11 protein-coding genes are annotated in these 14333 nt (G+C 60.6%); 8 read left to right on the top strand and 3 right to left on the bottom strand.

What is annotated here, in order from left to right; genetic code table 11:
- Position 1: 1 nt before the first annotated feature.
- Positions 2 to 1099 carry a hypothetical protein gene (locus tag ACN9M3_RS17700; RefSeq protein ID WP_426318149.1) on the bottom strand — a complete coding sequence of 366 codons (1098 nt, stop codon included), beginning with the start codon at positions 1097 to 1099 and terminating at the stop codon, positions 2 to 4.
- Positions 1100 to 1371: 272 nt separating this feature from the next.
- On the opposite strand from ACN9M3_RS17700, the gene ACN9M3_RS17695 reads away from it, so the two are divergent.
- A complete protein-coding gene (locus tag ACN9M3_RS17695; RefSeq protein ID WP_426318148.1) occupies positions 1372 to 2139 on the top strand; it encodes a hypothetical protein in 768 nt (255 codons plus the stop codon).
- On the opposite strand, the gene ACN9M3_RS17690 is transcribed toward ACN9M3_RS17695, so the two are convergent.
- On the bottom strand, positions 2109 to 2516 hold the full coding sequence (locus tag ACN9M3_RS17690) for a hypothetical protein (RefSeq protein ID WP_426161790.1): 408 nt from the start codon (positions 2514 to 2516) through the stop codon (positions 2109 to 2111). The genes ACN9M3_RS17695 and ACN9M3_RS17690 overlap by 31 nt on opposite strands.
- Positions 2517 to 2527: 11 nt before the next feature.
- The gene (locus tag ACN9M3_RS17685) at positions 2528 to 5803 is read right to left on the bottom strand and encodes a winged helix-turn-helix domain-containing protein (RefSeq protein WP_426318147.1); all 3276 of its coding nucleotides are present in this window, start codon (positions 5801 to 5803) and stop codon (positions 2528 to 2530) included.
- Positions 5804 to 6015: 212 nt separating this feature from the next.
- Between ACN9M3_RS17685 and tssB the strand changes: the two genes are divergently transcribed.
- The 7 genes from tssB to tssG all read left to right on the top strand — a co-directional run bounded on the left by tssB (position 6016) and on the right by tssG (position 14332).
- The gene (gene tssB / locus ACN9M3_RS17680) at positions 6016 to 6555 is read left to right on the top strand and encodes a type VI secretion system contractile sheath small subunit (RefSeq protein WP_426318146.1); all 540 of its coding nucleotides are present in this window, start codon (positions 6016 to 6018) and stop codon (positions 6553 to 6555) included.
- A 45-nt stretch (positions 6556 to 6600) separates the two neighbouring features.
- Positions 6601 to 8091 (top strand): type VI secretion system contractile sheath large subunit, encoded by a 1491-nt coding sequence (tssC, locus tag ACN9M3_RS17675; RefSeq protein ID WP_426318145.1) that lies wholly within the window; start codon positions 6601 to 6603, stop codon positions 8089 to 8091.
- Positions 8092 to 8171: 80 nt separating this feature from the next.
- Entirely contained in the window at positions 8172 to 8663 is a 492-nt protein-coding gene (locus tag ACN9M3_RS17670) for an Hcp family type VI secretion system effector (protein WP_426161786.1), read from the top strand.
- 9 nt (positions 8664 to 8672) lie between these two features.
- Positions 8673 to 10601, top strand: a complete 1929-nt coding sequence (locus ACN9M3_RS17665; RefSeq protein ID WP_426318144.1) for a GNAT family N-acetyltransferase — start codon at positions 8673 to 8675, stop codon at positions 10599 to 10601.
- A gap of 484 nt (positions 10602 to 11085) precedes the next feature.
- A complete protein-coding gene (gene tssE, locus ACN9M3_RS17660; protein WP_426318143.1) occupies positions 11086 to 11544 on the top strand; it encodes a type VI secretion system baseplate subunit TssE in 459 nt (152 codons plus the stop codon).
- Positions 11545 to 11564: 20 nt separating this feature from the next.
- A complete protein-coding gene (gene tssF / locus ACN9M3_RS17655; protein WP_426323779.1) occupies positions 11565 to 13319 on the top strand; it encodes a type VI secretion system baseplate subunit TssF in 1755 nt (584 codons plus the stop codon).
- Complete coding sequence (gene tssG / locus ACN9M3_RS17650; protein ID WP_426318142.1) at positions 13307 to 14332, top strand: type VI secretion system baseplate subunit TssG; 1026 nt, start codon at positions 13307 to 13309, stop codon at positions 14330 to 14332. Before tssF ends, tssG begins: the two co-directional genes overlap by 13 nt.
- The last annotated feature ends 1 nt before the right edge of the window (position 14333 follow it).

The following is a 14333-nucleotide window of genomic DNA, read 5'->3' as shown; positions in this document are numbered from 1 at the left end:
ATCAGTGTGGCTTGTCGTCCGGCTCTTCACCTAGCTTCGCTGCGGTTTCCTCCAATAAGGCGCCGCGGTTTGTCAGCCGCGAGAATTCCCGGTTGCCGTCTACCAGCGCGACGAAGGGGCCGGGCCGGCGCAGCACCGCACGGGTCAATTGAGCCCTGGGCGCATCTCGCAGGTTTGGCGCCCAGGCTTCGAATGCGGCATTGGGCAATAAGGTCGCGAGCAGCTCCCTGGAGACCCATTGGGCGCGTTCCTTGCTTGACCGCAGGGATACCCATTCGGTCTCTATGTACACCTGGCCTGGATCGGGATTCATCTCATTTCGCTGCAGCGATTCGATGAATCTGGCAACTATCGATCGCGCGTCATATGGGGTAAAGCTTCCAGATTCGTTTAATTGTGGCGGACCGCCTGCACTGATTCTTTTTGGGTCGGGATGCCACTCAGTATTGGGAGCGATGGGCGGAAGTCCAGGGTAAATTGAAAGCAGGCTCTGTAACCAGGCGACTTCGAGCCAGGGATAGCGGCGGGATAGCGCTTGGCGCAACTCCCTGATTGTCGCAACGGCGAGGAAACTGCGCTCAGAGTTTGCTGAGCGCTCTACGAAGACACATGCCTTGACCCCTCGCATCCGCTCCACCATGACAATCGCGATGAAGAGGCGGGAGGTCAGCCATTCAGTGCCATCGCCAAGCATGACCAGCACATAATCTGCGGGTGTCTGAATTTGAACCTGATCCAGCATGGCCGACGAAGAGTCGGCAATTTCCGCCGCCAGGGTCGCCGAACGGATGTTGTCGAGAAGTGGCATGGTGGTGGCGGGAGCGGCAGGCACCAGCTCGAGTTCGACCTTGAAGAGCGAAAGCCTGGTGATGCGGCTTCCAAGGGCTGCGACGAAGAGTGTAATCGGCCGATAAAAGACGATACCCATCGCGAGCGCCACTACTGGCCACGCTAGGGCCTTGACGATCTCGACAAGCGATGAGTTGGCATCGGGCTCGCTTCGGACACCATCGGTGAAGGCGGGATGCTGGGCCGCAGCTTCGCCGGCGATCAGCGCGTAAGCGGCAAGCATCAACAGTGTCGCGACGGCGCTCTTCATCTTTGTTGCTCCCTTGTTGGCGAGTCTCGAATTTTGCGGGCAACGGCTGCGCTCAATCCTCTCCGATACTCACGTCGCCTGCAAATACAACAAATGCGCAACCTCTCCGGCCTGTCTGGGTCGTTTTGATCTTTCTCAAACCATGCGTGAAAGGCGGATAACGCAACAATTTTCAGCCGTAAGATCGCCGTAAGGCAAGAAGCCGGGAGGGAAATTAGAGTAGCTGCAGCACGTCGCAAGTGCAATTCGATCACTTCTAACTGGAAACGGAAATGAACGCACGATTGATGCAGCCCTTGGAAGAGAATGGCATTTCCCTGTCAAACGAAGAGCTCTGGCGCGAAGTCGACCAGTTGCTGGCCAGCCCAACCTTCGCGAAGGCGCCCCGGATGTGCCGCTTGCTGACCTTCCTGCTCGAAAAAAAATTGAGCGGCAATGAGCAAGAGATCAACGAATATGCGATCGGTTTGGATCTTTTTGGTCGCGATGCGAGTACGTACGATACCAGTCTCGACCCACAGGTCCGGGTACAGATTGGGCGTTTGCGCCAGCGGCTTTCGGCTTACTATGCTGCGCTGGAAATCACGCCTGCGATTCATGTCTCGATCCCGATGGGAAGCTATGTACCCGTCATTGCCTGCCCTGGTACGTCGCCAAAGCTCCTGCGCTACAAGCGAATTCTCCTGACCCCCTTGCGTAACCTGACCGGCGCTGGCGCCAGCAATACCTTTGTCTGCGGGCTGGACGAAGAGCTGGGCTCAAGGCTATTCCAGACTTTGGGCAAGGGCTTGCAAGTCAGCGCTGTATCGGATGCCAATCAATCGCCGCGGCTGGAAGGCAGCGTGCGGGTGGAGGATGACCATGTGCGCGCTTCCATTCGTTTGGTCGACCCGGGAGCAGGAAGCATCGCCTGGCTCTCGCAATTCGATCGCCGCGGCGAACTCTGCATGTCATTGCAGGAAGAGCTGGCCGGGGCGATTTGCGACGCTTTACAGTTCTACCTGGTAGATCATCGTGGCCGCGGAATGTTCTCTTCCTGAGGATCTTCCTTGAACGTGGCCTCGGTGACCGTGTTGTAGAAGTGGATGTAGTAGTTGAACACTGCCGTATCGTCACTGTGGTCGTTATAGGTGGCGAGCGACAGGCCGAAGGGACCCTTTGCGCTGGGCAGCAGCGGCGCCCCTGCCGGCTTGGCCGTGATTTCCTTGATGGTCCAGCCACTGATCGAGGCGTCGTCGTCCAGCACAAAAAGGCAGACCGATGGACGGTTGATCTTCATATTGCAAGTGTCGGACTGGACGAACGATTCGCCGGTGACCGGCTCGATGTAGGTGTAGGTGGCATTGGCATCGCTTTCGATGCCGAAGATACTGACAACGATGCGGCGTTGAACAGTAGGTCTGTCGAGTGGGTGCATGTATTTCCCTTCTAATGGCTAGAAATAAATTGGAAGTACGAACTGTCACGATAACCGATCTGGCTGAGTAGTTTGGCTCCTTTCGTAAAGACTTCTTGATTTTGCAGGCAAGCGTTTACCCGAACCCACGGGTCCAGGATCTGATAATTCATGGACCGGCCGGCATCGCTCTCGATCAAGGCGTGGATCTTCCTGCAGACCTGGGCCGCCGCGCTCGCGTTTTTCGCTTGTAGCTGCAGCACGGCCTGGAGCTGCAGTGCTTCGATCAACACCAGTCTTCCGTTCAAGTTGGACAGGTTGCTCTTGTAGAATGGTTCAAGGCTGGCGACTGCGCCATTAACTTCCTGCTCCGCCGCCTGCACTTCACCGTTCGCCCGCATGGCTGCCGCTACTTGCGTGCGCGCACCCGCCTCGCGCAACTTCCAGTCCGAGTTCATTGGGTCGAAGGCGAGGATGGTTTGCAGGCGCCGGTGCACATCCCGCGTTCTTGGCAGCAGGTCGGCAGGCGGTGAATGGCGGGCAATGATCCTCAGTCGATCCACATCGAGGCCGGCCATTTCAACTTGCCAGGCACGGTTTTCCGGATCGTGCGAGGTCAACTGGATATACAGCAGTTTTGCTTCGTCGTAATCGCGTAGTGCGATGGCATCCAGGCCGAGCGCTACGCCAAGCGTTGCCCGATGCTGCAGGGCGAGTGCATGGCGGCGTGCCAGCGTTGACTCGTCCGGGAATTGCTTACGGAGTTCCAGGATCAATTGCATCTCCTGCGCATACAACTGCTGCGCTTCCTGCAACTCACCCAAAGCCTCCTTGGCCGAGGCCAGCCACGAATAGCTGCTTGCAAGGTCGCTCTTGACTGAACGGGCATCGGGCTTGCTGGCCAGGACGCGCTGTTTCAATCCTATCGAGTGCTGGAACTCCGGAACCGCCAGTTCCGGCATTCCGCGCTGGAAGGCCAGGCTACCGAGATTATTGTGGGCGTACGATTGTTCGATCAGCCATTCGTCATTTTCCGGTTCGAGGCTGTGCAGCCGGTCCGAATAGGCGAGGTAGTCGCGCCATGCGGCGCCGGCGGCCTCCCAGTCGTTGCGGTCCTTGTGCATCTGGCCGACCCAGTATGCATTGGCGCCGAGACTCTTGAGCACCTGGATGTCTGTAGGCGCAGCCTGGTGCCGGCGAGTCAGGATCGCGTTGGCCTGGTTCAGTGCATCAATCGCTACCTTGGAATCTCCCCGTGAACGTGCGACCTCGCCGATCACCTGCAAGCCTTTGGCGCGCAAGGTGAGGGCGGTTGCGCTCAAGTCGTCGTCATCGGAGCCGCGCAGGAATTGCATTGCCTTGCCGCTGACGCTTTCGAGCAGGTCGAGGCGGCCCAGCGGGCGCAGCTTGTCGGCGAAGTCGCCGAGCATGAAGTCCATCATGCTTTCCGCTTCGTTGCGCCGCTGTTCGGCGGAACGTTTGGCAGCGACAGCGCTCAATCCCAGGCCGGTGGCCAGCAGGGCCAGGGTGATGATTGCGGAGAGAGCCAGGATTTGCAGGCGGTCGCGCTGGCGGGCGCGCTGGTGCGAGGCGCGGATCAGCTCGGATTCATTGTCCGAAAGCGAGAGCACGCCCGCATGCTGCAGCTCGCGCGCTTCGTCCAGCAGTTTGCCGCGCGGGAGGAGCAAGTCGGCCGGACGTCCCTCGTCGCGCCATCGCGTTGCCTGCTGCGCCAGGCGGCCGCGCGTGCGCAGCGCCACCCGATGCGCCGCGATCCAGTCGGTCATGCGCGGCCAGCGGCGCAGGATGGCGTCGTGCGCGATGCCGAAAACCGGATTGCCGTCGGCCAGGTCGCTGACGAACAGGCGCGCTTCGACCAGCGCCTGCACTGCCTCGTGCGCGGCAACGCCCCGCAGCGCCGACCATGGCGCGCGTTGGCTGGTGGCGGTGTCTCCGTCGAGGGACAGCACGATCAGCAGGGACATGATGTGGGGAATGGTGGCGCGTTGGGCGTCGCTCAGCTCCAGCACCACTTGCTCCGCGCGCTGGCCGATCGCGCCTTCCAGGTCGCCCAGTTGGTGGAAGGCCTCGAAGCTGAGGACTCCCTGTTCCGTGCGCAGGCGGTACAACTCCTGCAAGCAGTACTGTAGAAGCGGCAGCGCATCCGGGCTGTCTGTCGCGCTTTCGCACAGTACGTCGTCCAGCCTGGCATCGGTCGCGGGATCGGTGTCGAAACTGAGTCCGGCCGCAGCCGCCGGCCGGCGTATGATCTGAGCGATGTCGCTGAAGCCGGGAGCGCCAAGGTCGAAGTGGCCGCCATGCCGCTTGCCCTCAGTGAGCAGGGGGTACTTCGCTATGCTGGGGTAGAAGTCGTTGCGGCAGGCAATTACCAGGAGCGCGGCGCGGCTGCGCGCCAATTGCTCCAACGTTCTCAGGAAGGCTTGGCGTTCGGTTTCGGCGATGCGGCCATCGTTGAAGAAGGCCTCGAAGCGGTCAATGAAAACCGCGAAGCGAAGGCCGCTGCGCGACGGCGCATAGCTATCGAGCGCCGCCTCCATCACCGCAATCACGGAGGCGCAGGATTGCTGCAGGCGTATGCCAAGGGAGATTGCGCTCTCCCCCGGGAAGGCGCATTGCTCGCCGCATTGCAGGTCGATCAGGGACCCGGCGAGGCCGGTGAACAGGGTTTGCTCGCCAAGTTCCACCAGGTCGAAGGCTGTGGAATCCAGCACCGCGACTTCGCAATCCGGGCCCCGCGCCGACAACGCGGGAAACAGGCCGGCCTGGACCAGCGATGTCTTGCCGACGCCGCTAGGGCCGAGCACCATCGTCAGGGCGAAGCCATGCCTGGCTTGCTCTGTCACCGTTTCGACCAGGTTGCGGGTTGCTTCGTCGCGGCCAAAGAAAACATCCGCGTGCGCCTCGTCAAAGGCCATCAAGCCGCGGAACGGAGAACCAGCCTGCCAGTTGCGCGTGCCGTGCGATTCGAAATCAATCGGAGCCACGGCGCGGTAGCCGCGCATGCGGATGGTCTCGATGTATTCCGGTGATTTCGCGTCGTCCCCGAGCAGGCGGCGCAGTTGCGCAACGTTCTTGTGCAGCGAGCTGTCGCTGTTGACGATGTTGCCCCAGCACTGCTGCAGCAATTCGTCTGCGCTGACCACGGCACCATGCGCATTGCACAAGGCAAGCAACACATCCATCGTGCGCGGCTCCATCTGGCGCCTGCCTTGCTCGCCCTCGATCGAGTTGGTAGATGGGTCGATCAGCCATGCACCAAAGCGGAAGGGGCTCCTTGTTCCTTTCAATCCTGCTGCTGCGGCATTCGAGTCGGGCATGTCGGACGTGCGCTGGAGAGACGATGGCGCATGCTAACACGATTGCCGCGAAAAGTTGCGACGCAGAATTGGCACGATATCGCTTGATACGGCGCTGATACTTGTGTTACGCGGAAGCGCAGTCCTAATCTCAAATCCGAAACACCCGGTCTGTCCCATATAACATTTCCAGTGAGGGCGTGATGTCAGACAGCTTGCAAAAATGGGTGGGACGGAACCGTCCCCCACGCGTACAAATTACCTACGATGTAGAAGTCGGCGGCGCCGTCGAGAAGAAGGAACTACCTTTGGTGGTGGGCCTGCTGGCCGACCTGTCGGGCCAGCCGCTGGTGCCGCTGCCCAAGCTGAAGCAGCGCCGCCTTGTGGAAATCGACCGCGACAACTTCAAGGAAGTGATGGCGAAGATTGCGCCGCGCCTTGACCTGTCGGTGCCGGACACCTACAAGAAAGACGGCAACCTGAAGATCGAGTTGAAGTTCAATGAGATCGACGACTTCCATCCCGAATCCATCGCGCAGCAGGTGCCGCGCCTGGCCAAGCTGCTGCTCGTCCGCCAGCAATTGCGCGACTTGCTCGGCAAACTCGATGGCAACGATGAACTCGACACGCTGCTCGAGAAGATCGTCGAAAACACCGAAGAGCTGAAAACGCTGAAGGCTGAAAGCGGGGCCGATGCCGGCGGCGAGGCCGCGGAAGAGAAAGCCGAGGAAGTCCAGTCCTGATAGCGCCAACGCGCTGTCTTCTCCACTCATCAGAGAGAGTCCAAAATGGCCAGTAATCAAGAGGAAGTCCAGGCCGGTGCCAGCACGACCAACCAGGAATTGAGCCTGTTGGATCGCATCGTCCAAGAAGGAAAAATGGCAGTCGAGCCATCGCAAAGCCAATATGCGCGCCAGCTCCTGGGACAGTTCGCCACCCAGGTGCTGGACGAAGGCATGAAGAAGGCGCCCGACGTGGGCGTGGTTGCCATGATCAACGAGCGCGTGGCGCAGATCGACAAGATCCTGAGCGACCAGGTCAACGCGATCCTGCACGACGAGCGTTTCCAGGCCCTGGAGGCATCGTGGCGCGGGCTGCATGACATGGTGTTCGGCACCGAGACTGGTACGATGCTCAAGCTGCGCCTGCTGAATGTCTCGAAAAAGGAATTGTTGAAGGACCTGGAAGGCGCGGTCGACCACGACATGAGCGTGCTGTTCAAAAAAGTCTACGAAGAGGAATACGGCACCTTCGGCGGCAACCCGTACTCGCTGTTCATCGGCGATTACTACTTCGGCCGTCATCCGCAGGACATCGCGCTGCTCGAGCGCCTGTCCAAGGTCGCCGCGGCTGCGCATGCGCCGTTCATCGCGGCCGCTGCGCCATCGCTGTTCGACATGGGATCGTTCACCGAGCTGGGCGTGCCGCGCGACATGGCGAAGATCTTCGAAAGCGATGAACTGGTGTCCTGGCGCGGCTTCCGCGATTCGGAAGACTCGCGATATGTCGGCCTGGTGTTGCCGCGCTACGCCGCCCGCCTGCCGTATGGCGCCAAGACCAATCCTGTGGAGCAGTTCGCGTTTGAGGAAGACGTGAACGGCAAGGACCACAACAAATACCTGTGGGCGAATTCGGCCTACCAGCTCGGCCTGCGCATCACTGATGCCTTCGCCAAGCATAGCTGGACCACCGCGATCCGCGGCGTGGAAGGCGGCGGCAAGATCACCGGCCTGACAGCGCACACTTTCAAGACCGACGAAGGCGATATCGCCCTGAAGTGCCCGACCGAGGTGTCGATCACCGACCGCCGCGAAAAGGAGTTGAACGACCTTGGCTTCATCGCCGTAGTCAACTCGAAAGGTTCGGACATGGCCGCCTTCTTCGGCGGACAGACGGTCAGCAAGCCGAAGCTGTACAACAAGGACGAGGCGAATGCCAATGCTGCGCTGTCGTCGCGCTTGCCATACGTGCTGGCGGCTTCGCGCTTCGCCCACTATATCAAGGTGATCATGCGCGACAAGATCGGCAGTTTCCAGACCCGCGACAGTGTGGAGAACTTCCTCAACAACTGGCTGAGCGATTATGTGCTGCTAAGTCCCAATGCTTCGCAGGGCGAGAAGGCGCGCTTCCCGTTGTCGGAGGGACGGGTTGACGTCACCGAAGTGCCAGGCAAGCCCGGCGCGTATTCTGCCACCGTATTTCTGCGTCCGCACTTCCAGATGGAAGAGTTGACAACTTCGATCCGCCTGGTGGCACAACTGCCAGCGGCAGGGGCCTGATCGATCCTCTTCAATGCACGCCGTATGGAGGGCAGTCCTGCGATGCTGCCCATGCGGCAAAACTTTCAATGGAGTCTACGATGTCTGACGTATTCATTCTGGACCTGGGCGATAGCATCAAGGGGAACTGCGCTATAGATGGCTACGCCAATAAGATCATCATTAACTCATTCAGCCATGGCGCATATATTCCAATGGCGAACGACGCCGCGAATACCGAGCGCACGGCCGGTCGGCCCGTACTCTCTGAAATGGGGCTCGTCAAACTCTCCGATCTGTCCACCACGGAGCTGTTCAAAGCCTGTACGCGGGGAACCAAACTTGGAACCGCCAAACTGCATGTTGGACGCGTGGAAAATGGCGTGTACATGAATTTCATGACCTACACCCTTGACAACGCCATGATCTCGCAGATGAATTCAAGCGGTGGCGGCGCAACCGGAATTCCGGCCGATGCCTTCTCGATCAACTTCACCAAAATTAAAGCCGATTTCACCCAGCAGAAAACTGACTCTACTGCAAAAGGCACTGGTACCTGGAACTGGAATCTCGAGACGATGAAAGCTGATTGAGAGGCAAGTATGTCCCTGAACCGCCAACTGATCGATACCTTCGAGGAATCGCAATGCTCTGAAGCGTTTGAAAGGGCCAGGGACGAACCTCCGCCAGTCCTTCAACATGCCTGGGCAGATGCGGCCGTGCTGTTTTGGGAGGCAATGTGGGCGCTGGGCGCGATCGACGCCTCTCAGCCATTAATAATCCTCGACCTGGGGGCGCCCAGTGGGCTCATTGCGTGGGCGTTGCCCCGCCTGTTGGCAGAACGCCTGGAGCGTTCATCTCGCGCCGGAATGGCCATATCCTATAAACATTGCCCTGCAGACGGAGTCAAAGGACTTGATGTCGGGGGCAATCCCCTGGTTTGCGTTGGCTGGAAGTGCATGGGATCGCTTGCTTCAGCGCACTATGCGCTTGACCGCGGCAATGTCTACATTGCGGAAATGCAGGAACCGCCCAGTAGCGGGCATGCGGATGCGCTGCTTGCGTACTACGCCATCTGCTGCGGCAGATCGCCCGTAGTGTTGCCGCTGGCGGCGATTGAATGTGTTTCAGCACTGGCTAGCCAGAGTGGGGAGCGTTATCTTTTCTTAGGCGCGGACCTCGGGATTGTCAACGAACCGGCGTTACGGGAGCAGGTGATCGGCAGGGAGTACCTGAACCTGCACGCCCTCCTTCTCGACCGGACATGGCATGGGGCACGTACATGGTGCTGCCAGCCCGGCGACGCAGAACTGGCGACCTATCTTGTCGCGGGGAGCGTGGTACCACTCGCGGCTGTCGAGGTGATTGGCAAGATTCTCGAACAAGGGCAAGCCTACCGAAGCTTGGCCATAATGGAAGCGGCATCCTATCTGACGGCGCCAGCGGCGGCGAAACTTATTCCTGCCATGTTGGCGTCCACGTCTTACTTTCCTGCGCTGCTGCAGGTTTGCCCCCGCCACATAGATTTCAGCGCTCTCCATTCTGGTGTAGCGCAACAGTGGCGTGCTGTTCTCGAGCAGACATGGAACAACTATCGCACTCAAAGTGCTTTCGACCGCTTTTATCGGTGCGTGGCCGAATATTCCGCATCGGTTGGCGACTGGGGGTTGGCAAAGCAATGCATCGAGTCTGGTCTTCAACTTCACGGCGACAATCCAGTAGATCTGGTTTTCCTTGCGCGCTGTGAAAGCGCAAGTGGAAATTTGAATCGCGCCCACGATCTATTACTCCAGGCGGTCGCCCTTGCCCCATCCGATACAAATACACTAAGCGAACTGGAAGCGATCAAGCGGCGCTTGGCGGACGTGGGCCGACTGCCAGTTGATCCCGGACGCCGCGATCCATCCGGGGTTCTTGTATTGGAAGCACTGCACATGGACCATGCACCGGCACTCTTGCGTCAATATCGGGACCGAGGCATTGCGGCCATGGCCGGGCTGCCGGAACTGCAGACGCTGGCCCAGGTCAGGCAATGGATTCGCTCGCAGCGGCTTACGGGAGGACTTGCAGCACAGGCAATCATTCACCGGCGCTGGGGCTTGGTAGGTATGGTCTTTCTCCGCCGTAGCGGGCGCAATGCCTATTTCTACTTCTGGGCCGGTTGTGATTTCCAGGGGTGCGGATACGCTAGCAATGCCGCTCGTTTGCTCTTCGAAATGGCAAAGGAAGCGGGAGTCCATTCCGTGTACACCTCGGTACAAGAAGGCAATTATAGGTCTCGTCGCGCGTTGGATAGTTTGGGTTTCACTGCAATGGAAGTCTGCATCGAAGAAGATCAGCGGCTGCTTTTTATGCACAAATCCCTGGTCCCAGGTGTAACGCGTGAAGAAGTCGCCGAGTGGCAGTTACAAACACTGTGCAGGGAGATTGCGGCGCCTTTTCGTTTTGCTAGCGCGCCGGCTGTATTGCAATCGTCTTGCGCCTCGGGGCGATTCGAGTCTGCTAGAAAGGAAGAAGATATGAGTGCTTAATGGGAAAGCGGGGTAAATACGTTTGAACTAATTTAGGTCTGGCAACTATTACAGGAGATTTTCAGTTATGTTTCCATTCTTGATACCGATAGGTATGGCCGGATATCACGGCTATAAGAGTGTTCAGGCATTTAGCAACGGCAACTCTCGCGAGGGAGCGGTACATGCCGTGGGCGTCGTCACTTCCGGGATGGGCGGAATGATAGCGGTTGCTGGGCAGGTTCCCAGGGCGGTAACTGCTATCAGGATGGTGACCACTCAGGCACCGGGAGTGGTGAATTGGATGGCGCCACGCAATCCAGGGCAATGAACGAGTGTGGATAGGATCGGACTGCCTGTCTGATCCGGCATTTTTCAAAAAGGGGGCTCTGGCCCCCTTTGAATTGCGCTCAGTTGTTACGCGGCTGATACTTGTGTAACGCTGGCGGGAAACCCTAATATCAATTCAAGCCCTTTTGTCGACTAGCCTTGAAATGGTGCTCACATGAAGTTCATGTCATCGAATTCCGTATCACCGTTGTTCGACCGCCTCACGGGGATAGCTGATGCCGCAGGAGGTAGCCGCTTGCTGGATGCCGACGGTGTGCAGCAGTCGGTGTTGACCGACTTATCCAGGCTTTTCAATTCGCGAAACGGCCTGACGATAGAACAATTCCTGGGCGATAAGCCAAATTCTCTACATTACGGCCTGCCGGATACCCTGCGTCTGTCGCCCCAGTCTGCCGCCGACCTCGCCCAATGGGAACAGGTGGTGACGCGCGCTCTCGCGTTATATGAGCCGCGCCTGATGCACGTGGGGGTAAAGGTGGAGCCAGAGCCAGGCAAGCCCATTTCGGCGCGCATCAGGATTAGCGGCGCGGTGACACTGGGGCGACAGCAGCGACGGATGCATTTCAATTGTGTGCTGGACGGCCATGTGGCAGCCCTGGAGCCGGCGGCGTGAACCCGAGGGAGAAACCTGTGATCCGTGCTCAGGATGAACTGCTCGAATACTACCGCCGCGAACTGGCCTACCTGCGCACGCAGTCTGCCGACTTTGCGGCGCGCTACCCGAAGGTCGCGCATCGGCTGGTGTTGACGGGAGACGAGGCGGCCGATCCGCATACCGAGCACCTGATCCAGTCGGTGGCATTCCTGAATGCCCGCGTGCACCGTGAACTCGAGCGCGATTTTCCGACCGTGGCCGCTGCGATGCTCGACAACCTGTGCCCAAGCCTGACGCAGCCCGTGCCCGCCATGACTGTCATGCAGATGACGCTCGACCCAAGTGAGGGCAAGGTCACGGCCGGGATGCCGGTGAAGCGCGGCACCATGCTGTCCACCACAGCCGCGACGGGCGAACAATGCCGTTTCCAGGTGGGATGGGACACGACTTTGTGGCCACTGAGGGTCGGCGCCGTCGTGCAGGAAGATCCAAGGATCTTGCGCCTCGACCTGCGGTGCGATGGTGGTATCGATGTGGCGGAACTGGAGCTCGATACGCTGCGCCTCCATTTGTCGGGCGATTTGCTGACCACGATGCCCTTGCACGAGCTGTTGATCAGCGCACTGGAATATATAGAGGTAGTAGGCAGTGCTGGCGTCTATCGCATGTCTGCGCACCACCTGGTGGACGTGGGCTTCGCAGAGGATCAGGCAATGCTGGCGCGGCCGGGGCACGTCCACCCCGCATACTGCCTGCTACAGGAGTATTTCGCGTTTCCGCGCAAATTCCAGTTCTTTGACTTGTCCGGACTGCGCGGCCGCTTGGGGCGCGGCGCCGGCTTTTCAATACGCCTGGTGTTCACCCACAGTTCGGCGGTCTTGTCGCAGCTACGACCGGAAAATGTGCTGCTGGGCTGTCTTCCGGCCTTGAACCTTTTCCCGGTCACCAGCGAGCCGATCGTGCTGGACCGGCGCCATTATGAATACCTGTTGATTCCGGACCGCCGCCGCGATGCGGTGCTGGAAGTGCATTCGATCGTCTCAGTCAGTGCGGCGGACCCGCGTGGCGAACGTGGCGTGGAGATTCCGAGCGCGTTCGCAGTGACGGAAGGTGGTTCCAGCGGGGCGAAAGTGCGCTGGACGATGCGGCGAGAGGCTAGCCTGCGCAAAGGGATCAGCGGCAGCGACGTCTACCTCGGATTTGTCGACCGCAGCGATGTGCGGGCGGCGCTGGCCGAGCATGTGGTCTACGCCAGCCTGCTGTGCACCAACCGGTTGTTGGCTGAGCAGGTCTTGCCAGGCACGCGCTTCTGGGGCGATGGCGTGGCCAAGTCGACTACGGTGCGCGCGGTCTACCAGCCGAGTGCACCGCGCCAGCCGGCCCTGGGCAACGATGCGCTTTGGGCCCTGGTTGCGCTGCTGCGGCTGAACCACCGTTCATTGGCCGATGGCACGAACGGTGCGGCGACGCTGCGCGACATGCTGTCGCTGTTTGCCGGGAGCAGCGCGCGCGACCAGCTCCAGGTGCGGGGCATCAAGCGGCTGCATGCCCAGCCGGGAACGGCTCGCCTGGGCGGCGATTCGTGGCGTGGCCATTGCCGCGGCACCGACGTCACGCTGGAATTCGATGCCGCCGCCTTTGACGGAACCTCGCCGTTGGTGCTGGCGGGCGTCCTGGCGAGATTCTTTGCGCTGTACACCACAGCCAATTCCTTCGTGCGCCTGTCGGTACGGCGTGCCGGGGAAACCTGGAAGCAGTGGCCTGCAATGGCGGGGCGGCAATGCCTGACCTGATCGCACAACTGCGGGCTGCACCGCAGGATTTCAACCTGTTCCAGGCCATCAGCCTGGTGGAGCGCAGCGAGCCGGCGCGCAGCCCGGTGGGATGTGGCGTCGGCGCCAACGAGGCGCTGCGGCTGGCAGCGCAGGTGGACATGGCGTTTGCACCGAGCGATATCGCCAGCCTGGGCGAGAGCGCGCGCCCTGGACCACCGCTGACCTTGCGCACTGCGGCGCTGACGCTGGCCGGCGCGCAAGGCCCGCTGGCGGCGCCGTTCACCGAGTTGCTGCTGGCACGCCGCAGGGCGCGCGATGGCGCAGGGCTGGATTTCCTCGACATCTTCAACCAGCGCCTGATCGGGTTCTGGTATCGCGCCCGTTGCAAGCACCACCTGGCATTGCAAGGGACCGCTGCGCGGGCGCCGCTTCCGCGCAGCCTGGACGCCCTGTCGGGACTTGGCCTGGCGGAGGGCGCCCTTGGGCCAGGCGGTGAACTGGCCTGGTTGCGCCACGCGGGATTGCAAGGAGCAGCGCCTCGCTCGCTGGCGACTTTGCTGACGCTTTTGCGCGATCGCCTTGGCGTCGCATTCGAGGGAAGGCAGTTCGTCGGCCACTGGCATCCGCTGGCTGACTGCGACCGGGCGCGCCTGAGGGGACTTGGCGGCGGCCAGGCGGCGCAACGGCTTGGCGGCGGCGCCAGCCTGGGCGCGCGTGCCTGGGACCAGGCTGCGGGCATTGCGCTTCGCGCGCCATCCCTGGCGCCTGACCGTTTCGCGGCGCTGCTGCCGGACGGCCGGCAATGCGGTTTGCTGGGCTGGCTCGTAGCGCGTCACCTGCAGCGCGATGTCAAGGTGACGCTGGAACTGAAGCTGGCGGGCAGGCCGGAGTCCCGCTTGGGCGCGCAGCACGGGGGCGGACTTGCGCCACGCCTGGGACGCAGCGCATGGCTGTGCGGCCGCGCGGCGCCGTCTGGGCCGGGATGCGAATACCGGGCGGTGCGCTTCGTGCTGCCGGGACAAGGGAGCTAAG

This window comes from Pseudoduganella sp. R-43, assembly GCF_049913255.1.
Taxonomy (GTDB): Bacteria; Pseudomonadota; Gammaproteobacteria; order Burkholderiales; family Burkholderiaceae_D; genus Rugamonas.
The sequence above is the reverse complement of the archived record's forward strand: the minus strand, read 5'-3'. Positions and strand labels throughout refer to the sequence as shown.

Excerpts from the sequence above, each read along its gene's own strand:
- tssB (WP_426318146.1), top strand. The coding sequence starts at position 6,016 with ATGTCAGACAGCTTGCAAAAATGGGTGGGACGGAACCGTCCCCCACGC.
- ACN9M3_RS17690 (WP_426161790.1), bottom strand. The coding sequence starts at position 2,516 with ATGCACCCACTCGACAGACCTACTGTTCAACGCCGCATCGTTGTCAGT.
- tssE (WP_426318143.1), top strand. The coding sequence starts at position 11,086 with ATGAAGTTCATGTCATCGAATTCCGTATCACCGTTGTTCGACCGCCTC.
- ACN9M3_RS17665 (WP_426318144.1), top strand. The coding sequence starts at position 8,673 with ATGTCCCTGAACCGCCAACTGATCGATACCTTCGAGGAATCGCAATGC.
- tssG (WP_426318142.1), top strand. The coding sequence starts at position 13,307 with ATGCCTGACCTGATCGCACAACTGCGGGCTGCACCGCAGGATTTCAAC.
- ACN9M3_RS17700 (WP_426318149.1), bottom strand. The coding sequence starts at position 1,099 with ATGAAGAGCGCCGTCGCGACACTGTTGATGCTTGCCGCTTACGCGCTG.
- ACN9M3_RS17670 (WP_426161786.1), top strand. The coding sequence starts at position 8,172 with ATGTCTGACGTATTCATTCTGGACCTGGGCGATAGCATCAAGGGGAAC.
- ACN9M3_RS17695 (WP_426318148.1), top strand. The coding sequence starts at position 1,372 with ATGAACGCACGATTGATGCAGCCCTTGGAAGAGAATGGCATTTCCCTG.
- tssC (WP_426318145.1), top strand. The coding sequence starts at position 6,601 with ATGGCCAGTAATCAAGAGGAAGTCCAGGCCGGTGCCAGCACGACCAAC.